The 23,871-nt window shown below is 56.8% G+C and carries 20 protein-coding genes; 11 read left to right on the forward strand and 9 right to left on the reverse strand.

Annotated elements, in window-relative coordinates; translation table 11 throughout:
• Positions 1-67: 67 nt before the first annotated feature.
• From AC2FIP_RS01490 to AC2FIP_RS01500, 3 genes are all read left to right on the forward strand, one after another.
• Positions 68-1,279, forward strand: coding sequence for a helix-turn-helix domain-containing protein (locus tag AC2FIP_RS01490; protein WP_496784919.1), 1,212 nt, complete (start codon positions 68-70; stop codon positions 1,277-1,279).
• A 70-nt stretch (positions 1,280-1,349) separates the two neighbouring features.
• Complete coding sequence (ispG, locus tag AC2FIP_RS01495; protein ID WP_496784921.1) at positions 1,350-2,471, forward strand: flavodoxin-dependent (E)-4-hydroxy-3-methylbut-2-enyl-diphosphate synthase; 1,122 nt, start codon at positions 1,350-1,352, stop codon at positions 2,469-2,471.
• A gap of 305 nt (positions 2,472-2,776) precedes the next feature.
• Positions 2,777-4,189: a pectate lyase family protein gene (locus AC2FIP_RS01500; protein WP_496784923.1), complete on the forward strand. Its 1,413-nt coding sequence runs from the start codon at positions 2,777-2,779 to the stop codon at positions 4,187-4,189.
• A gap of 39 nt (positions 4,190-4,228) precedes the next feature.
• Here the strand turns inward: AC2FIP_RS01500 and AC2FIP_RS01505 are convergent, their stop codons facing one another.
• Both AC2FIP_RS01505 and AC2FIP_RS01510 read right to left on the reverse strand, forming a co-directional pair.
• Positions 4,229-4,987, reverse strand: coding sequence for a DsbA family protein (locus tag AC2FIP_RS01505; protein WP_142633258.1), 759 nt, complete (start codon positions 4,985-4,987; stop codon positions 4,229-4,231).
• Positions 4,984-6,366 (reverse strand): M48 family metalloprotease, encoded by a 1,383-nt coding sequence (locus tag AC2FIP_RS01510; protein WP_496688382.1) that lies wholly within the window; start codon positions 6,364-6,366, stop codon positions 4,984-4,986. Before AC2FIP_RS01510 ends, AC2FIP_RS01505 begins: the two co-directional genes overlap by 4 nt.
• On the opposite strand from AC2FIP_RS01510, the gene AC2FIP_RS01515 reads away from it, so the two are divergent.
• The 3 genes from AC2FIP_RS01515 (at position 6,365) to AC2FIP_RS01525 (ending at position 11,400) form a co-directional block, all read left to right on the forward strand.
• Positions 6,365-7,528, forward strand: a complete 1,164-nt coding sequence (locus AC2FIP_RS01515; protein ID WP_496708548.1) for a pyridoxal phosphate-dependent aminotransferase — start codon at positions 6,365-6,367, stop codon at positions 7,526-7,528. The two genes, AC2FIP_RS01510 and AC2FIP_RS01515, sit on opposite strands and share 2 nt — an antisense overlap.
• A 66-nt stretch (positions 7,529-7,594) precedes the next feature.
• Complete coding sequence (locus AC2FIP_RS01520) at positions 7,595-8,815, forward strand: N-acetylmuramoyl-L-alanine amidase (protein WP_496784925.1); 1,221 nt, start codon at positions 7,595-7,597, stop codon at positions 8,813-8,815.
• 95 nt (positions 8,816-8,910) lie between these two features.
• Entirely contained in the window at positions 8,911-11,400 is a 2,490-nt protein-coding gene (locus AC2FIP_RS01525; protein ID WP_496701263.1) for a penicillin-binding protein 1A, read from the forward strand.
• Here AC2FIP_RS01525 and AC2FIP_RS01530 read toward each other — a convergent pair.
• Positions 11,394-12,227, reverse strand: a complete 834-nt coding sequence (locus AC2FIP_RS01530; RefSeq protein ID WP_496784927.1) for an aminoglycoside phosphotransferase family protein — start codon at positions 12,225-12,227, stop codon at positions 11,394-11,396. The genes AC2FIP_RS01525 and AC2FIP_RS01530 overlap by 7 nt on opposite strands.
• A 77-nt stretch (positions 12,228-12,304) precedes the next feature.
• Here AC2FIP_RS01530 and prfB point away from each other — a divergent pair, with 77 nt between their 5' ends.
• The 4 genes from prfB (at position 12,305) to AC2FIP_RS01550 (ending at position 16,437) form a co-directional block, all read left to right on the forward strand.
• On the forward strand, positions 12,305-13,432 hold the full coding sequence (prfB, locus tag AC2FIP_RS01535) for a peptide chain release factor 2 (RefSeq protein ID WP_142633271.1): 1,128 nt from the start codon (positions 12,305-12,307) through the stop codon (positions 13,430-13,432).
• Between the two features lie 14 nt (positions 13,433-13,446).
• Entirely contained in the window at positions 13,447-14,139 is a 693-nt protein-coding gene (locus tag AC2FIP_RS01540; RefSeq protein ID WP_496691084.1) for a M50 family metallopeptidase, read from the forward strand.
• 94 nt (positions 14,140-14,233) lie between these two features.
• Positions 14,234-15,628, forward strand: a complete 1,395-nt coding sequence (locus tag AC2FIP_RS01545; RefSeq protein WP_496784929.1) for an amidase — start codon at positions 14,234-14,236, stop codon at positions 15,626-15,628.
• 29 nt (positions 15,629-15,657) lie between these two features.
• Positions 15,658-16,437 carry a DUF2189 domain-containing protein gene (locus AC2FIP_RS01550; protein WP_496784931.1) on the forward strand — a complete coding sequence of 260 codons (780 nt, stop codon included), beginning with the start codon at positions 15,658-15,660 and terminating at the stop codon, positions 16,435-16,437.
• A 16-nt stretch (positions 16,438-16,453) separates the two neighbouring features.
• On the opposite strand, the gene AC2FIP_RS01555 is transcribed toward AC2FIP_RS01550, so the two are convergent.
• The 4 genes from AC2FIP_RS01555 to AC2FIP_RS01570 form a co-directional block, all read right to left on the reverse strand.
• Positions 16,454-17,197, reverse strand: a complete 744-nt coding sequence (locus AC2FIP_RS01555; RefSeq protein WP_282021886.1) for a helix-turn-helix domain-containing protein — start codon at positions 17,195-17,197, stop codon at positions 16,454-16,456.
• Between the two features lie 285 nt (positions 17,198-17,482).
• Positions 17,483-18,043, reverse strand: a complete 561-nt coding sequence (gene ilvN / locus AC2FIP_RS01560) for an acetolactate synthase small subunit (protein ID WP_142633282.1) — start codon at positions 18,041-18,043, stop codon at positions 17,483-17,485.
• Positions 18,044-18,049: 6 nt separating this feature from the next.
• Positions 18,050-18,442: a hypothetical protein gene (locus tag AC2FIP_RS01565; RefSeq protein ID WP_496691088.1), complete on the reverse strand. Its 393-nt coding sequence runs from the start codon at positions 18,440-18,442 to the stop codon at positions 18,050-18,052.
• Positions 18,443-18,450: 8 nt separating this feature from the next.
• Positions 18,451-20,202 carry an acetolactate synthase 3 large subunit gene (locus AC2FIP_RS01570; protein ID WP_496784933.1) on the reverse strand — a complete coding sequence of 584 codons (1,752 nt, stop codon included), beginning with the start codon at positions 20,200-20,202 and terminating at the stop codon, positions 18,451-18,453.
• A gap of 422 nt (positions 20,203-20,624) precedes the next feature.
• Between AC2FIP_RS01570 and AC2FIP_RS01575 the strand changes: the two genes are divergently transcribed.
• Positions 20,625-21,470, forward strand: a complete 846-nt coding sequence (locus AC2FIP_RS01575; RefSeq protein WP_496784935.1) for a HalD/BesD family halogenase — start codon at positions 20,625-20,627, stop codon at positions 21,468-21,470.
• 78 nt (positions 21,471-21,548) lie between these two features.
• On the opposite strand, the gene AC2FIP_RS01580 is transcribed toward AC2FIP_RS01575, so the two are convergent.
• Both AC2FIP_RS01580 and AC2FIP_RS01585 read right to left on the reverse strand, forming a co-directional pair.
• Complete coding sequence (locus AC2FIP_RS01580; RefSeq protein ID WP_142633290.1) at positions 21,549-22,196, reverse strand: response regulator transcription factor; 648 nt, start codon at positions 22,194-22,196, stop codon at positions 21,549-21,551.
• Positions 22,193-23,626, reverse strand: a complete 1,434-nt coding sequence (locus tag AC2FIP_RS01585; RefSeq protein WP_282027358.1) for a cache domain-containing protein — start codon at positions 23,624-23,626, stop codon at positions 22,193-22,195. Before AC2FIP_RS01585 ends, AC2FIP_RS01580 begins: the two co-directional genes overlap by 4 nt.
• Between the last annotated feature and the right edge of the window lie 245 nt (positions 23,627-23,871).

A 23,871-nucleotide genomic window follows, 5' to 3' on the forward strand; every position in this document is an offset into this window, starting at 1 on the left:
CGCGAATCATTCTTTTAATGATTCGACCACGGCGTGAAACACGCACAGGCAGAATGGGGCAGCAGGGATGATTGGGCGCAGATCACAGCGCGGATCCGAAGGCGACACTGACGTCAGGCCCAAGGGCTTTGACGACTATGAGGTGCGGCTGGGCGACATGATGCGTGGTGAACGCGCAACAATGGGCAAATCCTTACTGGATGTGCAGCGCGAACTGCGGATCAAAGCCAACTACATTGCAGCCATAGAAGATGCCGACCCGGACGCCTTCGATACGCCCGGATTTATCGCTGGGTATGTGCGCTCTTATGCCCGCTATCTGGGGATGAACCCCGACGAAACTTTCTTTGCGTTTTGTAAGGAAAGCGGGTTTGAGGTCGCACATGGCATGTCGGCCGAGGCGTCGGTGGTTCGAAAGACCTCGGGCAGCTTGCCGGCTCGCGGTCCGATGGGGCGCGATCCGTTTATCTCGCCAAACACTCCTTATATTCCCGGACGGGAATCGTTGGTCAGCCAGATCGAGCCGCGTGCCATCGGGTCGTCTCTGGTTCTGTTGGCTGTGATCGGCGGTATTGGGTATGGCGGATGGTCCGTCCTGAACCGGATTCAGCAAGTGCAGGTAAGCCCGGTTGAACAGGCTCCGGTTGTCTTGTCTGATTTGGACCCGCTTGAGGCGGCGCGTGGCACCACCGAAGATCAAGTCGCGCAGACCGACACCCCCTCGGCTGAGGCTCTGGATAGGCTGTATCGCCCACAGGCCCTGGATTTGCCGGTGCTCGTTGCCCGTGATGCACCGATTTCTACACTGGACCCGCGTACCGTTGGCACCTTCCAGCCGCCTGAGCCGCCCAAGGTTGAGGTTGCTGAAGTCCATACGGTTCTTCGCCCGGCATTGCCGCAGGTGGTTGAACAGATTGATACGACCCTGAAAATCGTCGCCGTTGATCCGGCGTGGATGCGGGTCACCGCTGCGGATGGAAGTATCATCTTCGAGGGTACGCTTGGGACCGTCGAACAGGGCAGTACATTCGAGGTACCGCTGACAGAAGAACCGCCTAACCTACGTGCAGGTGCCGCTGGATCTGTCTATTTCTCGATGAATGGTGACCATTTCGGCCCGGTCGGGGCACCAGGAACTGTCGCCAAAGGTGTCGTTCTGTCCAAGGATGCGGTTTCCGAACGCTATACGGTAGCTGATCTTGAGGCCGAGCAAAACGTTGCCCTCAAGCAATTGGTGGCGGAACTTCAGGCGCAAAGCTCTGCCGCACCGACAGAATGATCTGACCATTGCAGTGGCCAGTTAGGCTGACTATTTAAAGATCAACTCAGACAGTCTTGGACCCGTCCACATGTCCCTTAATCACGTGCGCCCATGGCGCAATATCTACCGCCGCAAATCTCGTCAGATCATGGTTGGAAACGTCCCCGTCGGAGGTGACGCTCCGATTGCGGTGCAGACGATGACCAACACGCTGACAACGGATGTGGCGGCGACTGTGGCTCAGGTGCAGGCCGCCGCAGAGGCGGGTGCGGATATCGTGCGCGTTTCGGTCCCGGATGAGGCCTCGTCCAAGGCGCTGAAAGAGATCGTGCACGAAAGTCCGGTACCTATCGTGGCGGATATCCACTTTCACTATCGCCGTGGGATCGAAGCGGCCGAGGCAGGCGCAGCATGCTTGCGGATCAACCCTGGCAACATTGGCAATGAAAGTCGGGTGAAAGAGGTCATTCAGGCCGCGCGTGACCATAATTGCTCGATCCGGATCGGGGTGAATGCGGGAAGCCTGGAAAAGCATCTGCTCGAGAAATACGGCGAGCCTTGCCCCGAAGCGATGGTTGAAAGCGGGCTAGAGCATATCCGTATTCTTCAGGACAACGATTTCCACGAATTCAAGATCAGCGTGAAAGCCAGCGATGTCTTCCTGTCGGCAGCTGCCTATCAGGGCATCGCCGAGGCCACGGACGCCCCCATCCATCTGGGTATTACCGAGGCCGGAGGACTGGTTTCGGGTACCATCAAATCGGCGATTGGTCTGGGCAATCTGCTGTGGATGGGCATTGGCGACACGATCCGCGTCAGCCTATCTGCGGATCCTGTCGAAGAGGTCAAGGTAGGGTTCGAGATTCTGAAATCTCTGGGCTTGCGCCATCGCGGGGTTAATATCATCTCATGCCCCTCTTGTGCGCGGCAGGGGTTCGATGTGATCAAAACAGTCGAGGCGTTGGAACAGCGTCTTGAACATATCAAAACACCAATGAGCCTATCGATCATCGGCTGTGTCGTGAACGGCCCGGGCGAAGCGCTGATGACCGATGTCGGCTTTACCGGCGGCGGTGCCGGATCAGGTATGGTGTATCTGGCGGGCAAGGCCAGCCACAAGATGTCCAACGATCAGATGGTCGACCACATTGTTGAAGAGGTCGAGAAGAAGGCCGCTGAATTGGACGCTGCGCAGGAAGCCGCTGAGTAATTTTCCAGCTTAATTGGCCGTTGAATGACCAGTTCGGCAGGCATGCAGGGTCAATTCATCGGGCCTGCACGTTATTGGCCGCGTGTATCTGGTGGACCCCAATCCCAGACACCTCATTGAAAACGCGACGCTGTTGGTCCACATTATTGTGAGGAATGAGATTTTCATTCCCATTTGGATTAGTTGATTTTGTTTCAAGGGTTTCACAGCGCCATGCCAGTAAGCGATCGTTTGAAGATCAGATTGTCTCCTGCCTCGACGGACCTTAGTCCCTGCGGGCCGCATTCTTACAGGAGGCCACTGCAATGCGCCGCAATTTGAAAACGCTCAGCCTTGGTGCGGTGATCGCCGGGCTCGCGATGGCGGATAGCGCCGTGGCCAATCAGCCCGCATTTCCCGGTGCCGTGGGCTATGGGCAGAACGCTACGGGTTGGCGTGGCGGCGAAGTGTTTCATATCACAACCCTGGACGATACCGGCCCGGGCAGCCTGCGTGAGTGTGTCGAAAATGACGGCTCTGGCCGGGTTTGCGTCTTTGACATTTCCGGCACGATCACCGTCGACACCCAGATGAAAGTGGCTTCGAACACCTATATCGCCGGGCAGACCGCTCCGGGGCAGGGTGTGCAGATCAAACTTGGCAAGGTTCTGGATTCACCCCTGATGATCTTTGAGGCGCGTGACGTATTGTTACGGAACCTCAAATTCCGGCCCGGCCCCAGTTACAAGCCCTCGTCAAATGTGGATGGGCTTTCCATTGAAAGCAGTTCGAATATCTATGTCGACCGGGTCTCGATCCAATTTGCCACGGATGAGAATCTGGGCGTGGGAACCGAAAACCTGCCAAGCGAAGATATCACGATTGCCCGCAGCATCTCAGCCCTGGCATTGGATAAATCCACCCATACAAAGGGCAAGCATTCAAAAGGCGCGCTGCTGTGTTCTGATGATGGAACGGCCAGGCAATGTGGGCGGCTCACCCTGTATCAGAACCTGTTTGCCCATAACCGCGACAGAAATCCGGATATCCAGTCGTCTCCCTCCGGGCAAGTCGACATTATTAACAACGTGTTCTACGACGCGACCTCGCAATTTGGCGAGTTCTGGAACCACTACGGCGACACCTGGATCGCCTATGTGGGAAACGTGGTCCTGCCGGGCCCCAGTACACGGAACAGGCCGCCCCCCGCCGCATTCGAGGTGTTCCCTTATGGCGCGGACAAAGGGTTCAGCATCTCGGTTTTCGAACAAGATAACCTGCATCTGGACAGCCGTATTGAGCTGCTATGCGACAGATCAGTGAAGGGCAAGATTGCGGATGATGCGGCGGTGGAATTCCTTGTGGCTGAACCTCACCAGCCGCTGTCGGTTGAACCTGCCGAGGTGAGCACGACATACGAAACCGTTCTTGGAACCGTGGGGGCCCGGCACGGGGATGACCAAGCTTTGGACAGTCTGGATGCGATGGTGATCGAAAACGTCCGCGGCTGTGATGGACATCGGATAAACGATCCGGGCGAGGCGGGCGGTTGGCCGGATTTGCCCATTGTTCACGCGGCAGTTGATACTGACCGGGACGGAATGTCTGATACTTGGGAAACAGGGCGGACTGGCCTGGACCCGAATGATCCCTCTGATGTCTGGGCGGACCGGGACGGCGATGGCTGGTCTAATCTAGAGGAATATCTAAGCCACCTTGCTGGCGACCCGATGCCCTGACGGAATGGCCGGCTCCTGTTGCGGAACCGGCCTGCCAAATCAGCCTTGCTCGGCGCGAACGGCGTTCGCAATTTGCTGCATCTGATCCGCTTTCAGGTACCCGCGCAGCATTTCGCTGCCCAGTACAAACGAAGGCGTGCCCGAAATCTGCATCCGCTGCGCCAATTCACGGGTCTTTTGGATTTCCTCGGTGACCTGTTCGCTGTCCATTGCCGCCAGAATCGCGTCACTGTCCAAACCCAGCCCGTCCGAGATACGTCGCAAAGTAACCGGCGATGGTTCCCCGGTGAATTCGAGCAGGGCATCGTGAACCTGTTTATAGGCATCGTCCCCGGCAACATGTTTGGCGGCAACGGCAAAGCGGGATGAGATCATCGACGCGTCTCCGAGGATCGGAAACTCTTTGATCACAAGCCGAATATTGCCATCTTCGGCCAGCAGGCTGGCCACTTCGGGCACCGCACGGCGGCAATATCCGCAGCGATAGTCCATGAACTCGACCAACGTGATATCCCCGTCCGGATTGCCGCCCACCCAGCTGTACCCGTCGTTGAAAAGCTCATCAGCATTGCTGGCGACAAGCTCTTTATCCGCCTGCGCTTCTTCCACGGCGTTGCGTTGTTCCAGAATGTTGATCGCTTCGATGATGACTTCGGGGTTTTCCAGAAGGTATTCGCGTACCTGCTCTCCGAATTGTTGTTTTTCGGCGTCGGTCAGCTGGCTCAGGTCCAGGGCCTGCGCCGATCCTGCGATCAGGGAAAGCCCCAGAAGGGCTGGTGCAGCGTGTCTGAGGATCATTTCCGTTTCCTTTTCGAATTACTCTTGTTTGCTTGTTCAAACGCAATCAACACATCTTGGGCCCGTTGCCAACCCGGTGATCCGACCGGCAACTGCGCAACCGCGCGTTTCGCGTGAATTCCGGCGTCATCCAAACGGCCCTGCAGGGCATATCTTTCGGCTGTAACCGCCGATGCCATGCCAGTATTGCCTGTTTTGGCATAAGCTGCACCCAGGTCTTGCATCAATCTTGCGTTACGAAAATCTCTGGCCCGCGCTTTTTCAAGAATGGCCAAGGCTTCCACTGTCTTACCTTGAACCAACAGGGACCGCCCGTATCCGGCCAGGATAAGTGGGTTATTCGGCGCCAATTCAACGGCTTTGCCATATGCTGCTACCGCATCAGCCACTTGACGGTTTTCAAGCATGATCTGGCCTTTGAGGTCATAGTAATAGGGGTCATTGGGCCGGATTGCCAAAGCACCATCAATCGCAGCGCGCGCTTTGGTCAGATCACGGTTTTGATGGTGGGCTGCTGCCTCGCGCATCAGTCGTATGTCCTGGGCGGTTTCTTCTTTGGCGCGCCGCATCGTCCATGTGGGCGAGCGGATGAAGGCCGATAGTTTACCTTTCGCCCTTGCGAACCAGTAATCGGCATTCTGGCTGGGTTTGGCTTTATCGCCGAACTCTTCCAGAAACGCCTCGGCGGCGCGCAACCTCTCGCGGCTGGTGGGGTGTGATCGCATGTATGGGTCCTGGTTGACCGTGTTTAACAGCTCTTGCCCCGCGAATTTACGGTGCAGAGACACCATGCCACTGGGCGAGATACCGGCCCAACGTAGATAGCTTGCTGCGCTGCGATCCGCCGAGGACTCTTCAGCGCGGGTGTGGCCAAGAAAGCTGCGCAGGGCTGCCGAATTAGTACCGGCTGCAATTCCGAATGCGGCCTCGCCGCCGCCAGCAGCTGCAGCAATCAGAGCCAAAGCCGTCCCAAGCCCGGCTTTTTGCCGTGCTGCATTCAGGTTTTCGTAACGGCGCGATAAATGCCCGTTGGCGATATGGGCCGCCTCATGTGCGATAACCGCCTGCAACATCTCGGGGCTTTCGACTGAAAGGATTAGCCCATAGTTCAGATAGATCGCATTGTAATCCAAAACGAAGGCATTGAACGTGCTGTCATTGACCACCAGTATCTGGACCCGGTTGGTATTTAGACCGGCGGCGCGCAGAACGGGAAAGGCCAGCTCTCGCAGACCGTGTTCAATATCTGGATCACGGATCAGGCTTTGGGCCTGAACAGCTCCTACGAGCCAGGTCACTGCAAACAGCAACAGGGCCGGGATTGACGCCAGCCTGGATACGCGTTCAAAAGCCATGATTGCAACATGGGAGATGGCCATGCGAAACTCAACCCGGTCCGGGGTCGATCCGTTCATCGTGATGGACGTGATGGAGGCTGCCCGCAAAGCTGAAGAAGCCGGCCGTCACATCATCCACATGGAGGTCGGCCAGCCTGGAACCGGCGCACCCAAAGGGGCGACCGAGGCATTGGCTAAGGCAATGGAACAAGGCCCGCTGGGATATACCGTTGCATTGGGTCTGCCAGCACTGCGCCGCCGGATCGCGCAGATGTATGGCGAGTGGTATAATGTCGATCTCAATCCCGAACGGGTGGTGATAACCCCCGGTTCGTCAGGCGGATTCCTGCTGGCGTTTACCGCGCTGTTCGACGGCGGGGATCGCGTGGGTATCGGGGCCCCCGGCTATCCGTCATATCGGCAGATATTGCGGGCCCTGGGGCTGGTCGCGGTTGATCTGCCCACCGCTCCGGAACACCGCCTGCAGCCGGTGCCAGCCGATTTCGCCGGGCTAAATTTGCAGGGGCTGATGGTGGCCTCGCCCGCCAACCCGACAGGAACCATGCTGAACCATGCCGCGATGGGTGCGCTGATCGACGCCGCACACAGCCAGGGCGCGTCTTTCATCAGTGACGAGATCTATCATGGTCTGGAATACGAAGCCAAAGCCGTCACCGCGCTGGAGCTGACAGATGAGTGCTATGTGATCAACTCATTCTCTAAGTATTTCTCTATGACAGGTTGGCGTGTGGGCTGGATGGTTGTGCCCGAGGATCAGGTGCGCGTTGTCGAACGGATCGCGCAGAACATGTTTATCTGCGCGCCCCATGCCAGCCAGGTGGCGGCGCTGGCGGCGATGGAGTGTGATGAGGAATTGCAGGCAAATCTGGATGTCTATCGGCGGAACCGCGCGCTGATGCTGGATGGTCTGCCCAAAGCCGGTTTCACCAATATCGCGCCACCTGATGGAGCATTCTATGTTTACGCCGATGTGTCTGACCTGACCGACGACAGCCGTGCCTTTGCGGCTGAGATTTTGGATAAGGTCGGCGTGGCGGTCACTCCGGGGCTGGATTTCGATCCTCTGCGTGGGCACGGCACCATCCGTTTTTCCTATGCCCGCTCGACTGGGGATATCGAAGAGGGGCTGCGGCGACTTCAGCGTTTCATGACTGATCGGGGCTTGATTTCTACCCAAGCCTAAAGCGTTCACATCCAAGTGCGGGTCGGGTAGGCTGCGCTTCAAACGATCTCGGGAAAACTTGAGGCCATGAGCAGAATTATCTACGCCATCGCGCTGATCTGGGCGCTAGGCAATGCCGCAGTTGCGCAGGATTTCAGCGCACTCGCCCGTGTTTTGCCAGACCAAAGTTCGATTGTTGATGACGGGCGGTCCGGTGTAAGCATCCAGCTTGGGCTTAGCCAGGGGGTGCCTTATCGCGTTTTTACCCTGCGCGACCCGTATCGGATGATCCTGGATTTCCAGGAGGTAGACTGGACCGGTCTTGACCGTGACCGCTTTCTACAGACTGGCCGTATCAGCGGTGTGCAGTTCGGCTCTTATGTACCGGGCTGGTCCCGCATGGTGCTAGAGTTGGGCGCGCCTCTGATGGTCGAGACGGCGGATATGCGGGTCGACCCTGTGACTGGGGCTGCACATTTGACGCTTGGGCTGCAAGGGACAGATTTCGACAGTTTCGCAGCCAGCGCCGGAACGCCGCGTCAATCCGGATGGGATTTGCCCGAACCAGCAGAGACATCGGTCGCTCCGGTGGGGCAGGGCAACGGAACTTTGCGTGTCATGCTGGACCCCGGGCATGGAGGAATTGATCCCGGCGCCGAAGTTGACGGTGATGATGAGAAAACCCTGATGCTGACCTTTGCCCGAGAGCTGCGCGAGATGCTATTGCGCACGGGCGGATACGAAGTTGAGATGACGCGGACCGATGATCAGTTCGTTTCTCTTGAACGTCGTATTGCATTGGCACACCGCGCAGGTGCAGATGTGTTCATCTCTTTACATGCCGACATTCTGACAGAAGGGCGGGCTCATGGCGCAGCCGTTTATACGCTGTCGCAAGATGCCTCGGATGTGGCAAGCCACAAACTGGCCGAGCGGCACGACCGCAGTGATTTGATTTCGGGCGTCGATCTGAGCGGTGCAGATGATCAGGTTGCAGATGTTCTGCTGGACCTTGCGCGTCAGGAAACCAGGCCGCGTACGGATGCGTTGGCACAAATGCTGGCAAATGGAATGACGCAACAGGGTGGTCCGATGAACAACAAGCCAATTCGCACTGCCTCATTTTCGGTTCTGAAGGCAGCGGATATTCCTTCCGTTCTGATTGAGCTTGGCTTCCTTTCCAGCCCTAGAGATTTGAAAAATATACGAAATCAGGAATGGCGCATGGGAATGGCGCGCGGTATTCGGGATGGGCTAGAGAAATGGCGCCAGGACGATATGGTAAAACGATCCCTGATTGGACAGTGACCCCGTGGCGCAAACCGGCTATTATTGGCCATGGTGTTTTGACCCTGCACAGGTGCGACACTATATAGGCGGCACCGCGAGCAAAAGGCAGTAACGTGATCCGTTTCATTCTTTCGATTTTCGGGGCGATATTCAGCCTCGTGACCCTGGGTATTTTTATGGCTGCGCTGGTTATCGGCGCGGTGTTCTGGATGTATGGGCGCGACCTGCCCAGTCACGAATCCCTGGCGCAGTACAAACCGCCCACGATCAGCCGGATTTATTCTGGCGAGGGTCAGCTGATCGACGAATTTGCGCAGGAACGCCGTCTGTTCACCCCGTCAGAAGAAATCCCCGAACTGGTTAAGCAGGCCTTTATTTCGGCCGAAGACAAGAATTTCTATAACCATAAGGGCTATGATCCGCGCGGGATTATTGCCGCTGGTGTCGAGGCAGTGAAATCCAAGGGCGAGAATGTACGGGGTGCATCGACGATCACACAGCAGGTAATGAAGAACTTCCTGTTGTCGGGGGACCGTCGGGCCGAGCGCAAGATCAAAGAGATCATCCTGGCCACACGGCTTGAGAATACGCTGGATAAGGAACAGATCCTAGAACTCTACATGAACGAGATTTTTCTGGGCCAGAACTCGTATGGTGTAACCGCAGCAGCGCAAACCTATTTCAACAAGACCCTACAGGAATTGGCTCCGCATGAGGCCGCCACTTTGGCGGCTATGCCCAAGGCGCCGTCGGATTATCACCCGGTTCGGCAGAAAGAACGCCTTGTGAACCGGCGCAATTACGTGCTGCGCGAGATGAACCAAAACGGTTATATCGACACGGCGACCTATGAGGCCGAGGTCGAGATGCCTTTGCGGTCTGTCCAGAATGGTGATTTCGAAAGTTTCCGCACCGCCTTACCGCCGCGGGATTACTTCACCGACGAAATCCGCCGCCAGCTGAGCGAAGATTTCGGCGAGGGCGAGTTCTTCACTGGTGGTTTTACTGTCCGCGCCTCTGTGGACGAGGAAATGCAAGTCAAAGCCGCGCACGCCCTGCGCGAGGCGCTGCAGAAATACGACCGGTCTCGTGGAAAATGGCACGGGACTGACGAAGTGATCGCCGAAGAAATTCTGGCGGATGAGGTGCAGTGGCGTGAGGCCTTGGCGATTTTGGAAATCCCCCGTGATGTGGTTCTGCCAACGCAGTGGTATCCCGCCGTAGTACTGGATGTCGGTGAGCAGGCCCTGACCGTCGGCATTGAAAATGGTCCGGCTGACGGCATCATCCCGCGCTCGGACATCAAGTGGATGCAGGGCAGCTTCTTCGACAACTTCAAACGCGGTGACGTCATTCTGGTAATGGCCGGGGAAGAAGGCCAATGGTCGGCCCGTCAGGTCCCCGAGGTTCAGGGCGGCTTTGTGGCGATGGATGTGAACTCGGGCCGGGTTTTGGCGATGCAGGGCGGATTCTCGTATCAGGATTCTGTGTTCAACCGTGCCACGCAGGCGCAGCGTCAACCCGGGTCAAGCTTTAAGCCTTTCGTCTATGCCGCTGCGTTGGACAGCGGGTATAGCCCTGCGACCATTGTGGTCGACGCTCCGATCGAAGTGAACACACCGCAGGGCCTGTGGCGACCCAAGAATTCGACCAACAAATTCTACGGGCCGACGCCATTGCGTACTGGGATTGAACAGTCGCGGAACCTGATGACCATCCGTCTGGCGCAAGAAGTCACGATGCCGGTGGTTGCCGGATACGCGGAACGCTTTGGCGTTTATGACCGGATGGGTGCTTTCCTGGCCAACTCGCTGGGGTCCGAAGAGACGACGCTGTACAAGATGGTTGCGGCCTATGCGATGTTCGCAAATGGCGGCGAGCGGGTTGAACCCACTCTAGTTGACCGTATTCAGGATCGGTTCGGCAAGACAATCTATCGGCACGATGACCGCCAGTGCCTGGATTGTAATTCGGCCTGGCTGGAACCTGATGAATCCCCCACGATCGAGACAAACCGCAGTCAGGTCATGGATGCGATCACCGCTTATCAGCTGACGTCGATGATGAAAGGTGTCGTGGATCGTGGCACGGCATCCCGTGTTGTCAATCTGCCGGTGCCGACCGCAGGTAAGACCGGGACAACCAATGAATCCAAAGACGCCTGGTTCATCGGCTTTACTTCGAACATCGTTGCTGGCTGCTATATCGGCTACGACCGTCCGCGCCCGATGGGCCGGGGCGCTTATGGCGGCACTTTGTGCGGTCCCGTGTTCCAAAGCTTCATGGAGACAGCTGTCGAGAAATACGGCGGAGGTCCGTTCGAGGTGCCACCAGGTGGTCACTTTATCAAAATCGACCGGTTCAGCGGTGCACGTTTGCCATCTGATGCGTCCGGAGATTTTGTCGTGGCCGAGTATTTCCGCGATGGCGCCGACGGCTTTATCGACCGCATCTATGACGGTGGTTTTGCGATGGGTTCCGACCTGCCGCTGTTTGAAGAGGTCAACAGTTCGGGTCGTCAGGTGACCACGTCGACCGGCGACACCATCACCGTTGGCCCAAATGCCAGCCAGGGCGATTTGCAGGGCGGCGGGCTTTACTGATCCGCCGCGCGCAACAATAGGTTCAAGAGCGTTGCCTCGGGCGCAGCTGAAACTGTCCCGTGGCCGCGCCACATGATGGATAGCGCACCTTTTGCAGCGGCCCATTGGGCAAGACGTTTCCGCGACACACCTAACGCTCCGGAGTAAAGCTGGAGGCAACGTTCGATCTGGTCGCGGCTGCGAACCAGATCGGGCATGCCTTTGGGGTGCCGCAATGCGTTTGCAAGTTCAAAAGCAGGATCGCCCAGATACCCCTTTGCATCAATTACCCGTGCCCCTGAAGGCGTTTGAATTACGTTATCGGTGTGAAGGTCACCATGCAGCGGCACCACCTGCGGTTGGCTCGTCAGAAGGTTTGATGCCAGTTCCGTTGCGCGGATCACATCGCGTTGTAGCGCGTCGGGGCAATCGCGGGCAAACGTGCAGTCAAACAGTGGATTGAATACCTTGTGCAATGGTCGCAGCTCGTCGAACGCAACCGTGGGCTTTTGGTGAAGGCGGTGGGCCATCTCCGAGAAAACCTGCAGCGCGCTTTCAGCGTTTCCGTCACGCGCGATGTCACCCAGTGTCGGACCCTCCAACCACTCCATCAATACGGCTTTGCCCGCTTCGGCATAAATGGCAACCGCGCCACGATCCCGCCAGAGCGACAAAAGCCCGGTCGAAGCAGCTTCGTTCCCGCGATCTGCGCGGTGGTATAGCTTTAGCGCGGCCGGCCCATAATCCCGCGCGTGAACTTTCCAGACTAACGCATGCTGGGCTTCGGCGATCAGTGTGGCACGGCATAATCCCCAGCAATCCATGATATCAGCCGGAACAATATGCATTCAGGTCTCCGCTGTCTTGTGGTGGCCCCACGCTCTTGCTATCACGCAGGCCTGATTGAGCAAGTTGGGACGTAACCATGCGCGCCGAAACCCAGAATACCGTGGCGGAAATTGAAAAGTCGCTAGAGCTGCTGGCGCAGCGCATGGACTATGAAACCGCACCCCATCGCCTTGAGGAATTCAATGCCCGGGTTGAGGATCCCAATCTGTGGGACAACCCCGAGAATGCGCAAAAACTGATGCGCGAGCGGCAGATGCTGGTCGATGCTATTGAAATCTATGAATCCATCAAAACCGACCTCAGCGACAATATGGAATTGATCGAACTGGGCGAGATGGAAGAGGACGAAGAGGTCGTCACCGACGCTGAAGAGGCGATCAGAAAGCTAAAAGCCAAAGCCGCCAAGAAAGAGCTTGAGGCGCTGCTGGACGGAGAGGCCGACGGCAACGACACTTTCCTTGAGATCAATTCGGGCGCAGGCGGCACCGAAAGCTGCGACTGGGCTTCGATGCTGGCGCGGATGTATGTCCGCTGGGCCGAGAAAAAGGGCTATACGGTCGAGCTGCAATCCGAGACCTCGGGCGAAGAGGCGGGTATTAAATCTGCGGCGTACAAAATTTCTGGCCACAACGCTTATGGCTGGCTGAAATCGGAAAGTGGCGTGCATCGGCTGGTGCGAATTTCACCTTATGACTCGGCGGCCAAACGGCATACCTCGTTCAGTTCGGTCTGGGTTTACCCGGTGGTGGACGACAATATCGAGATCGAGGTCAACCCGTCCGAGATTCGCATCGACACCTACCGGTCCTCGGGGGCAGGAGGCCAGCACGTGAACACCACGGACTCGGCCGTGCGGATCACGCATATCCCGACCGGGATCGTTGTTACATCATCCGTGAAATCCCAGCACCAGAACCGTGATATTGCGATGAAAGCGCTGAAATCCCGCCTGTACCAGCAAGAGCTGGACCGCCGCAATGCTGACATCAACGCAGCCCACGAGGCCAAGGGCGATGCGGGTTGGGGCAACCAGATCCGGTCGTATGTTCTGCAGCCCTACCAGATGGTCAAGGACCTGAGGACCAACCATGAAACCTCGGATACCAAGGGGGTTTTGGATGGGGATCTTGACGGGTTCATGGCCGCCACACTGGCCTTGAACGTGGCCGGAAAAAGCCGCTCCGAAGCACAGGGCGAGGGCTGATAGCAGCGCGTTCGATGCCCATGATGAAGCTGATCAAAGGACATTGGCAACTGATTGCGCTTGTCGCTTTGGTGTTTGTGTTCTGGTCTACGCCGGTTGTGGTGCCTCTGAAGATACTCATCGTATTCCTGCACGAGCTGTCGCACGCGATAACCGTCGTCCTAACCGGTGGTTCGGTCGAGAGCTTCTCGATCTCACCGCAGCAGGGTGGTCTTGTCACAGCGCGTGGTGGGCAAAGGTTCTTCAGCCTGTCCGCCGGTTATCTCGGGTCGCTGGCGCTAGGGATGGGGTTGTTGCTGATTGCATTGCGCACGCATTGGGACCGGGCGGTGCTGGGTGGATTTGGCGGAGTGATGCTGTTGGTAACAGCGCTTTATGTCCGCGATCCCTTTGCCATGGCGTTTTGTGCAGGTGTTGGGGCGGTAATGATCGGCATGGCGTTCTATCTAAGTCGGCCGATCTGTGATCTGGCTTTACGCGTGATCGGGCTGACCAGCGTGATCTATGTGCCTTATGATATCTTTGATGACACGATCCGGCGCTCGGGTGTCCGCTCGGATGCCTACATGCTGGCCCAAGAATTCGGCGGCACAACCATGATGTGGGGCGGGATCTGGCTTGTGTTAAGCGTCCTTTCCATCCTATTGTGCGTAAAACACTTTCTTGGGCACGACAGCAATTTGCATTTTGAGTCTCGATCCAAGTGACCTCGGGTGGTCTTTGCTAAAAAGATGCATTCAAACTGAGGGTTTAAATGAGGATACGCTCCGGCTAGGCTGACCAAAAAGGTGGAGCCCAGGGATGGATCTAGGCCAAATAACAGCAGCCGAATTGTTGAGTGCATTGTCCTCTGGGCGTTTATCGGCGGCTGAGCTGATGCAACTGACGCTAGAGCGGATCGGCGCAGTGAACGAGCGCCTGAATGCAATCGTGGCGATGCGTGATCCTGATGATTTGATGGCCGAGGCCCGTGCTGTTGATTCCGGACCAAACCGTGGTCCGCTGCATGGTCTGCCGATTGCCGTCAAAGACTTGGTGAATGTTGCGGGCGTCGTTTCGTCCCAAGGATCACCAATCCTGAATGGGTTCATTCCGGAAACAGACGATCTGTTAGCCCAGCGGATGAAAGAGGCCGGGGCAATCCTGATCGGTAAAACCAATACTCCGGAATTCGGATTGGGCTCACATACGTTCAATCCAGTATATGGCGTCACATGCAACCCATATGACCCCGAGCGTACCTGCGGCGGTTCATCCGGTGGAGCAGCAGTCGCGCTGGCGTCTGGCATGGTGGCGCTGGCCGATGGGTCTGACATGATGGGCAGCCTGCGCAACCCTGCGGCATGGAACAACGTCTATGGCTTCAGGCCCAGTTGGGGGCGGGTGCCAAACGAACCCGACGGTGACGGGTACTTGCACCAGATTTCTACATTGGGCCCGATGGCGCGGAGCCCCGAAGATATTGGTCTATTGCTTGATGTGATCAGCGGCACTCATCCGTCCCAACCTTTGGGCCATCCGGGGGAAAGCGTGTCTCCGGTCCAACCCGCAGACCTGACCGGAATGCGTATCGGGTGGTTGGATGACTGGGGCGGAGCCTTTCCATTCGAACCTGGTATCCGCGAGATTTGCCGTGACGCGCTCGAGGTGTTCACTCAACTCGGGGCCAAGGTCGAACCCCTCGCACCGCCCTTTGACGCCGACCAGATGTGGAATAGCTGGATTACATTGCGTTCGTGGAGCGTGGCCGCCGGTCTTGCGTCTCTGACAGAACACCGCGCGTCACTGAAGGATACTGCGCAATGGGAACTGGACCGTGGTCTGGCGCTGACAGCGATGCAGGTCCATCGTGCCAGTGTTGTGCGAACCGAGTGGTTCCGACGTGCGACCGAAGTTTTCCAGGACTATGATGCGCTTATCCTGCCGTCGGCCCAGGTCTGGCCATTCGACTTGCAGCTTGCATTTCCCACCGAAATCAACGGCACCCGGATGGATACCTATCACCGTTGGATGCAGGTTGTGGTGCCGGTCAGCCTGATCGGACTGCCTTGCCTCTCGGTTCCTGTTGGATTTGGATCCGAAGGCTTGCCGATGGGGATGCAGATCTTCGGTCCGCGCGGAGCGGATTCTCGTATTTTGTCCATCGGATCCGCATATCATTCTGCCACCAGTTGGCCGCAAAAACGACCCGCGTGAAAATCGACCGGATACGAAGGATAAAAGCCATGGACAAACAGTTTGGTGTTCCGAACATGGGGCGGGTAGATGTCGAAATGCTGCACGAGGCCCTAAGGCGAGGCTGGAGCGATTTTCGCCGCGCTCCGCTCTTTGGGCTGCTCTTTTCCGGGTTCTATGTATTGATGGGCTGGCTGATGGTTTGGGTCACTCTCACGACCGGAACGACCTATTGGCTGATTTTGGCCGCAATCGGTTTCCCGATGCTGGGCCCCTTTGCCATGGTGGGGCTGTATGAGGTATCGCGGCGCATTCAAGAGGGTGAAGGTTTGGATTCTCGGGCCATATTTGGCGTAATCCTGGGTCAAAGCCGCCGTCAGTTACCTTCGATCTGCGCCATCATCGTTGTGATGTTTCTGTTCTGGTTCTTTCTTGGCCACATGATCTTTGCCCTTTTTATGGGGCTATCGACCATGACCAATGTGTCTTCGTCCCTTGAGGTGTTCCTTACATCAAACGGGTTGACGATGTTGACGGTTGGAACAGCTGTTGGCGCGATTTTTGTGACCATCCTCTACATGATCACGGTGCTTTCAATTCCGATGCTTTTGGACCGAGAACTGGATTTTGTGACTGCAATGATTGCCAGCTATAGCTATGTGGCCGCAAACCGCAGATTGATGCTGGGGTGGGGCGCGCTGATTGCGGTTCTGACGTTTGCCGCAATGATTCCCTGGTTTTTCGGCTTGTTGATCGTACTGCCGCTATTGGGGCACGCCAGTTGGCACCTTTACTGGCTGATCTCTCAGGGCGGGGAAAGCGCGGATTAACACGGCAGGATCGTCGTCAAGCACGGGCCATGGCTTCTGGTCGGCGTGCAATGCGCGCGGCGGCCAGGACTGTCGAGGTGTCGTCCCCTAAATGTCTGAGCAATATCCGCCGTGTCGTCGTTGCGGTAGCTGTAGTTTTTGACAGGCAAATTGCGACACCGCGCCAACAGTTTGTTTGATTTTCAATTCCACGTGTCACCAGATAGATCCTGCTTTTCTGAGACGCACGACAGGACATGAGCATATAAATCTGCCGCCCGGCACAGGCCACGATACCCTGTACTTCGCGCTCTGCGACTGATGCTCCGGGTGTCTCGGAAATTGGTTCAAACCCTCTAACCAAAGTACATTGCGGTAACCTTCTGGCGTGAAAAAGCCTGTGTCTCAGGGGTTTTGTGCCATCAAGTTCTGTCTCGGTCGCATAATAGAACCCGCCGGGAAACAGAATTTCAGTCAGGGTGGCTGGGGTGGACCCCAGAAACTCGGTCAGGGCGACCGCAGCCGGGTGCTTGGACGGTTGATCAATCTGATCCAAGGGATGGAGCAAAATCCGAGCATCAACATCAAAAAAGCGGCATATTCGGTCAAGGACATCGGGTCGGGGAAAGCTTTCGCCGCCAAGATAGCGATTGAACTGAGTTCGGTTCACTCCAAGCTGGCGGCACAGCTCGGAAACTGAATTATATTGTCCAGCAAGAGTTCGCAGATTGGCGCCGAACATCCTGCGTAGGTCGTCGGGGCTGCGGCTGTCGTTCGTCATTTTCGTCCCGGTACTTGTGTGTATTCCGAATAACCGCGACACAACTGGCCAACAAACCAGGCGCTGTCTGAAATCGTACAGATGACCCAGCGGACGCATCCCAACGCCGCGCTACCCTTGAAGGCTAACGCGATGATGCACAGACGCAATAGGTTAATTCTGATTTAGCTTAAACTTTTTAGGCAAATGTGACGTTGATGTTCACGTTTGGCGTATTGTGATCTTGCAAATTGGGTATTGCCGATACCCCGCCGCCAACTGGATGCGCCGGCGGGGCAGTTTTGGTCAATCGCCGCGCAACAGGGCGGCAACGCCGGTCCGGGCGATTTCGATCAGACCCAGTGGGCGCATGAGATCGGCAAAGGCGTCGATCTTGTCAGGTGCGCCAGTGATCTCAAAAATGAACGAATTCAAAGTGCTGTCCACGACATTGGCACGGAAAATATCGGCCAGACGCAGCGCCTCGACCCGCTTGTCGCCGTCGCCGACCACCTTGATGATGGCCAATTCCCGCTCGACCGACGCGCCTTCGACCGTCAGATCATGCACGTCGCGCACCGATACGATCCGGCCCAGCTGTGCCTTGATCTGTTCGATCACCTGCGGGGTGCCGGTGGTGACGATGGTGATGCGGCTGAGGTGTCCGGTATGGTCCACCTCGGCGACGGTCAGGCTTTCGATGTTATAACCACGACCCGAGAACAGGCCGATGACGCGGGCTAGAACCCCCGGTTCATTCTCGACCAGAACTGCGATGGTATGGCGTTCCTGTACGTCGGAAAACGTGGGTCGTAGGTTATAGGCCGAATGGCGGGTGGAGCCTTTTTTGATATGTAGGGCAGACATGCTGAGCTAGTCCTCTTCGTAGCGAAGGTTCGATACACCTTCGGCATTCTCCAGAATTTTCCAAATTGCGCCACGCAATGCATCCACCTTGGGGGCTGCGTGGTATTTCTTGAACATCTTTCTCACATGCTCGGTCTTTGGTGAGAACTGAACCAGATGGCCATCACCATAGTTTGAGCAGCCGAAAACCAGGGCAAACGGCTCGTCATGATCAATTTCGTGATACCATCCCCAGTCCTCGGCACAGGCGAAGGAAACCTCAAACCCGGATGCGGCAAGCTCTTTACTCAGAAAGATGCTGAGTTCCTTGCCAAACACATCCGGATTGATGAAATCATCAGCTTCTTCGTTCAACTCGTCCGGGGTAGGCTGGAAGCGCGTTGCGTCAAAACTGATCATCTGCGCTGTCATACCAGAACCGAACCTTTGCTATCGATCACGCCCTGCGTCTCGGCCTCGCCCAGCAGCATCTCGTTATGGGCCTTGCCCGACGGGATCATGGGGAAGCAGTTCTCGTGCTTTTCGACCAGACAGTCGAAGATCACGGGGCCGTCATAGTTGATCATCTCCATGATCGCATCGTCCAGATCGGCGGGGTCAGAACACAAGATACCCTTGGCGCCAAACGCCTCGGCGAGCTTGACGAAATCAGGCAGCGCTTCGGACCAGGAATGCGAATACCGTTCGCCATGCAGCAGTTCCTGCCACTGGCGCACCATGCCCAAGCGTTCGTTGTTCAGGATGAACTGCTTTACCGGCAGACGATACTGCGTAGCGGTGCCCATTTCCTGCATGTTCATCAGCCACGAGGCCTCACCGGCCACGTTGATCACCAGCGCGTCGGGATGTGCCATCTGAACACCGATAGAGGCCGGGAATCCGTAACCCATCGTGCCCAGACCACCTGAGGTCATCCAGCGGTTGGGATCTTCGAAGCCAAGGTATTGTGCGGCCCACATCTGGTGTTGGCCAACCTCGGTCGTGATGTAACGGTCATGTTTTTTGGTCAGTTCTTCAAGGCGTTGCAGCGCGTATTGCGGTTTGATGGTCTTTTCGCTGTTGGTATAGGCAAGGCAATTTACCTTGCGCCAATCTGCGATCTGTTCCTGCCATTTCGCAATAGCCGCGGTGTTGGTCTTGCGACCGCGCGATTTCCAGACCTTGAGGATATCCTCAAGCACGTGGGCCACATCGCCAACAATCGGGATATCAACGCGGATCACCTTGTTGATCGAAGAGGGGTCGATGTCGATATGCGCTTTTTTGGAATCGGGCGAGAACGCGTCGATCCGTCCAGTGATGCGGTCATCAAAACGAGCGCCGATATTGATCATCAGATCGCAATCATGCATCGCCAGATTGGCCTCATACAACCCGTGCATGCCCAGCATGCCCAGCCAATTCCTGCCAGACGCCGGATAGGCGCCCAGGCCCATCAAGGTCGAAGTGATCGGGAAATCTGTTGCGTCTACCAGTTCCCGCAGCAACTGGCTGGCTGCCGGGCCCGAATTGATGACTCCACCGCCAGTGTAAAACACTGGCTTTTTCGCGGTCTCAATCGCAGCAACCAGCTCGGTGATCTCTTCCAGATCGCCTTTCAGAACAGGTTGATAGTGTGAGGTAGATGGTTTCGGTGCGCTGTATTCTCCGGACGCAAACTGAACGTCCTTGGGAATGTCGATCAGGACCGGGCCAGGACGGCCCGAGGTGGCGACATGGAACGCCTCGTGCAAGGTATCGGACAGCGAATTCGTGTCCTTTACCAGCCAGTTATGTTTGGTGCAGGGGCGGGTGATGCCAATGGTATCAGCCTCCTGAAAGGCGTCCGAGCCGATCATGAAGGTTGGAACCTGTCCGGTCAGAACAACAATCGGGATCGAGTCCAGAAGCGCATCGGTCAGCCCGGTCACCGCATTGGTAGCGCCGGGGCCCGAGGTCACAAGCGCAACGCCGGGCTTGCCGGTCGAGCGGGCATAGCCTTCGGCGGCGTGAACCGCACCCTGTTCGTGACGCACCAGAATGTGGCGAATGTCGTTTTGCAGAAAGATCTCGTCATAGATCGGTAGCACGGCGCCGCCGGGGTATCCGAATACCGTGTCCACGCCCTGATCCTTGAGGGCCTGAACTACCATCTTTGCGCCGGTCATCTCACGTGTCATCTGCTTTGCTCCATTGGCGACATGTGTCTTGCGTTTCGCATAAAAAAAGCCCCCGAGATTTTCGGAGGCGCATGGGTTCGATTATGGTTTACCGTTACCGGCCCATGCGCGTGGTTCCTACGATTACGACTAGCGTTCTCATCGCCAGAGGCTCCTTTTTGCGTGGGTTGGACATTATGGGCGGTGGAAAGGGGCGTCAACAGGCAATTGCACCAATTTTCTAACTTCTGGGTGGTATTTTGCGACATTTTATTGCGCATTTTGACGCATGTTCGGAACTTTCGGGATTTTCGCCCCTTTGCAATGCTTGGCGAGTGGCACGGAAGTGTCGAAATGCGTCATGCCGATGTCCGAAACGGGCATGATCGTGATTTTAGGCTGAGTCACGCTGGACTTAATTGCAGTGGCGAGGGAGGCCGAACATGTTGCAGGATCTGGTTGATCTCGGGCGATACCCGATAGACCGCCCCGGTTCATGGGCATATGAGCAACTGATAGGTGATCTGAGGCGCGAGCTGGATCGGGACGGCTGTGCTGTTCTTCCAGGTTTCGTACACGAGGATGGCGTGGCGCGTTTGCTGAAAGAAGCCGAAAAGACTGCCGTTGGTGCACATAGGTCATTTAGCCGAACGAATGCGTATTTCACCAAAGACGACCCGGCATTGGCGCCAAGCCATCCGGTGCGTCGATTTTATGATCGGTCGAATGCCTTTGTGCCAGCGGACAGTTTTTCCAAATCCGGACCGCTGCGACGTATTTATGAGTTCGCTGGTTTTTTACCTTTCATTCGAACGGCATTGAACGAGTCCGAAGACCGGTTCTTTCGCTACGATGATCCTTTGGCTGATGTCATCATCAACGTGGTCGAAGAAGGGCAGGGGTTTCCCTGGCATTTTGACACCAACAACTACACCGTGACGCTGGCCATTCAGAATGGAGAATTCGGCGGTGAATTCGAATATGCCCCCAACCTACGAAGCGCCGAGGATGAGAATTTCGCGGCTGTTTCTGCAGTACTGGACGGTGATCGGAAACGGGTGCACCAGTTGGTGTTGAACCCAGGGGATCTGCAGATTTTCAAAGGGCGCTATTCCTTGCACCGGGTCGCTCCCGTGAAAGGAGAGCGCAGACGATATGTCGGGATCTTTTCTTTTGTCGAAACCGAAGGCATGTGCGGTGGGGTGGAACGGACCCGTCAGTTATATGGGCGTGTTCTTCAGCATCACCATGACAAGGAAGGAGTCCGGCGTGACGCCCTTCTGGATTGACGGTAACTAAGAGTTCTCTCGCCCGTTGCCCGCCTGCCTGCGGAGGCTAGGCCGAGCAGCGCGTGCCGCGCTACGGGATCAGAACCCTGGGCTGGTGCCCTGTAGAACGCCGTGCTCCAGCGCATAGCGGGTCAGGCCGGCAGTTGAGGATATGCCCAATTTTCGTTTGATGTTCTTGCGATGGGTCTCGACCGTTCGCACTGAGATATCAAGCGTTTGGGCGACTTCCTTGTTCGATTTCCCTTGTGCCAGCTCCAGCAAGATCGTCTGCTCGCGCCCGGTCAAAGCCTCGCGCGTTGTGTCGCCTTTGGGTTTGAGGGAACCGCTTGCGCCCGTGCACAAATATTGTTCACCCCGCATGACGGCATCGATGGCCTTTTTGATTTCATCCGTTGGGACGTCCTTGAGCACGTACCCTTTTGCACCATGGCTGAGAGCAGTCGAAATATATTCGGGGCTGTCATGCATGGACAGGATCAGAATGCAGGTGTCCGGTATGCGTTCAAGGATGATCTCGGTTGCGCTCAGGCCACTTAGCCCGGGCATGTTCAGGTCCATCAGGATGACGTCAGGCTTCAGATCGGCAACCTGGTCAACCGCTTTCTTTCCGCTGCTGAGTGTCCCGACCACGGTGATGTCGTCATAGCTTTCGAGGATCGACTGGATCCCCTCGGCCACCATTGGATGATCGTCGACAATCAGGACCCGGATCGTCTGGTCGCTCATGTACCGGCCTTTCGGTTCGGAGTTGCGTCTTCCTGCGGCGGCAACAGGTGGCTGAGTGGCAGGCTGACCTCGATCACTGTGCCGCTGCGGTGGCCGCGTGATGACAGAATACGCAGCGATCCGTCAAGTTGCTCGATCCGTTCCTGCATATTGCGCAACCCAATCCCGGTACTGCCCCGACCCGGAGAGTTGCGCAAACCGCGGCCATTGTCGGTTATTCGCATGGTTGCGCCTTTCTTGTGCCCGCGCAGATCGATGGTGACATGGGTGGCTCCGGAATGGCGTTCGATATTGGTCAGGGCCTCTTGGGCAATGCGATAGAGGGCGATCTTGCTATCCTGATCCAGCCGGTTGCGGAAAACAACGGTCGAGAAATCGGTCTCGATCCCGGTTCTCTCGCGGAAATCATCTGTCAGAGCCTCAAGCGCGGGGCCGAGGCCCAAATCGTCCAGCACGCCGGGGCGCAAGTCGCGACTGATGCGGCGGACCTCGCTGATGGCGGTTCCCAGATGCTCGATCCCCTTGTCCAGTGGATCATGCGCGCCCACATCATCGCCGCGCGACAGGCGACGGCGGGCGTTGTCCAACGCAAAGCGCACGCCCACAAGGATCTGACTGATCCCGTCATGAAGCTCGCGTGCCACACGGCCGCGCTCTTCCTCTTGCGCGTCGAATACCCGCTGGGTCAGCTGTTTCAGCTTGGCATCGGCCAGACGTCTTTCGCGGATGTTGAGCAACATGCCTGAGGCAAAGACAATCAGAACAGCGGCCAGAACAATGGCACCGATATACATGAAGGTACGCTGCACGCGCGCTTCAACCTCGGCCCGTGCGCTGGCAACTGCAGCAACGATGTCATCGATGAATACCCCGGTGCCCACGACCCAGCGCCAATCCTGAAGGCCGACGACATAGGCGATCATCTGCGCCTCTTCCCCGGTCGAGGGCTTTTGCCACATAAAGCTGTGCCAACCCGCACCCTGACGAGCAAGGCGAATGAACTCATTCACCACCGGTGTGCCGTCGCTGTCGGTCAGACCCTCCCAATTTCGGTTGATGAACTCAGTCTGACGGGGGCTGACCAGATTGGTGCCGTCATAGTCATAGACGAAAAAGAACCCGTCCTGCCCATAGATCATGGCCGACAGGATTTGCGCGACCTGAGTTTTGGCGGCGGCGTCATCCGGAGCCGCGCGCCCGTAGATATAGGCAAACCCATTGCGCGCCTGAGTCACATAGTTGCGCAGCTCTTCCTTCTTGGCCTGAATCAAAGAGCGTTCCAGTGCTTCAATTTCGCGCTCGGCAGTGGCGCGCGCCTCATAGGCAACCATCACCGCAATCGCGGCCACCGCCACGACCAGCGGGATCGCCGCCACCAGCGACAGCTTTTGAGCATAGGTCAACGAGACCAGTTGTCGAAGTCTTTGCATGGACGAATCGATACGCAAGCCACAGCTAAATTGCAAAAAGATTGGGCGTCTGGCGGGAAAACGGCACCAAAAATCCCTGTTTTGCTATGATTGGACCGTTATTGCCTGTGCAATTCGCGCAGAAAGCCGCGTTTCTACGCAGTAGTAGGTATTCCCTTTCACTTCCTTGTGACTAGTCTTGCCGCTGTTGAATACGACAGGCCCGGACAATCCGGGTCATGATTATGAAGGGGAGGATCACTCAT

This window comes from Ruegeria sp. CDSB114, assembly GCF_059611025.1.

What these genes read in the sequence shown, in the direction of transcription:
- AC2FIP_RS01575 (WP_496784935.1), top strand. Translation starts at nt 20,625, where the DNA reads ATGTTGCAGGATCTGGTTGATCTCGGGCGATACCCGATAGACCGCCCC.
- AC2FIP_RS01570 (WP_496784933.1), bottom strand. Translation starts at nt 20,202, where the DNA reads ATGACACGTGAGATGACCGGCGCAAAGATGGTAGTTCAGGCCCTCAAG.
- prfB (WP_142633271.1), top strand. Translation starts at nt 12,305, where the DNA reads ATGCGCGCCGAAACCCAGAATACCGTGGCGGAAATTGAAAAGTCGCTA.
- AC2FIP_RS01500 (WP_496784923.1), top strand. Translation starts at nt 2,777, where the DNA reads ATGCGCCGCAATTTGAAAACGCTCAGCCTTGGTGCGGTGATCGCCGGG.
- AC2FIP_RS01580 (WP_142633290.1), bottom strand. Translation starts at nt 22,196, where the DNA reads ATGAGCGACCAGACGATCCGGGTCCTGATTGTCGACGATCATCCAATG.
- ilvN (WP_142633282.1), bottom strand. Translation starts at nt 18,043, where the DNA reads ATGTCTGCCCTACATATCAAAAAAGGCTCCACCCGCCATTCGGCCTAT.
- AC2FIP_RS01490 (WP_496784919.1), top strand. Translation starts at nt 68, where the DNA reads ATGATTGGGCGCAGATCACAGCGCGGATCCGAAGGCGACACTGACGTC.
- AC2FIP_RS01510 (WP_496688382.1), bottom strand. Translation starts at nt 6,366, where the DNA reads ATGGCCATCTCCCATGTTGCAATCATGGCTTTTGAACGCGTATCCAGG.
- AC2FIP_RS01550 (WP_496784931.1), top strand. Translation starts at nt 15,658, where the DNA reads ATGGACAAACAGTTTGGTGTTCCGAACATGGGGCGGGTAGATGTCGAA.
- AC2FIP_RS01505 (WP_142633258.1), bottom strand. Translation starts at nt 4,987, where the DNA reads ATGATCCTCAGACACGCTGCACCAGCCCTTCTGGGGCTTTCCCTGATC.
- AC2FIP_RS01530 (WP_496784927.1), bottom strand. Translation starts at nt 12,227, where the DNA reads ATGCATATTGTTCCGGCTGATATCATGGATTGCTGGGGATTATGCCGT.
- ispG (WP_496784921.1), top strand. Translation starts at nt 1,350, where the DNA reads ATGTCCCTTAATCACGTGCGCCCATGGCGCAATATCTACCGCCGCAAA.
- AC2FIP_RS01585 (WP_282027358.1), bottom strand. Translation starts at nt 23,626, where the DNA reads ATGCAAAGACTTCGACAACTGGTCTCGTTGACCTATGCTCAAAAGCTG.
- AC2FIP_RS01515 (WP_496708548.1), top strand. Translation starts at nt 6,365, where the DNA reads ATGCGAAACTCAACCCGGTCCGGGGTCGATCCGTTCATCGTGATGGAC.
- AC2FIP_RS01540 (WP_496691084.1), top strand. Translation starts at nt 13,447, where the DNA reads ATGCCCATGATGAAGCTGATCAAAGGACATTGGCAACTGATTGCGCTT.
- AC2FIP_RS01545 (WP_496784929.1), top strand. Translation starts at nt 14,234, where the DNA reads ATGGATCTAGGCCAAATAACAGCAGCCGAATTGTTGAGTGCATTGTCC.
- AC2FIP_RS01565 (WP_496691088.1), bottom strand. Translation starts at nt 18,442, where the DNA reads ATGATCAGTTTTGACGCAACGCGCTTCCAGCCTACCCCGGACGAGTTG.
- AC2FIP_RS01555 (WP_282021886.1), bottom strand. Translation starts at nt 17,197, where the DNA reads ATGACGAACGACAGCCGCAGCCCCGACGACCTACGCAGGATGTTCGGC.
- AC2FIP_RS01520 (WP_496784925.1), top strand. Translation starts at nt 7,595, where the DNA reads ATGAGCAGAATTATCTACGCCATCGCGCTGATCTGGGCGCTAGGCAAT.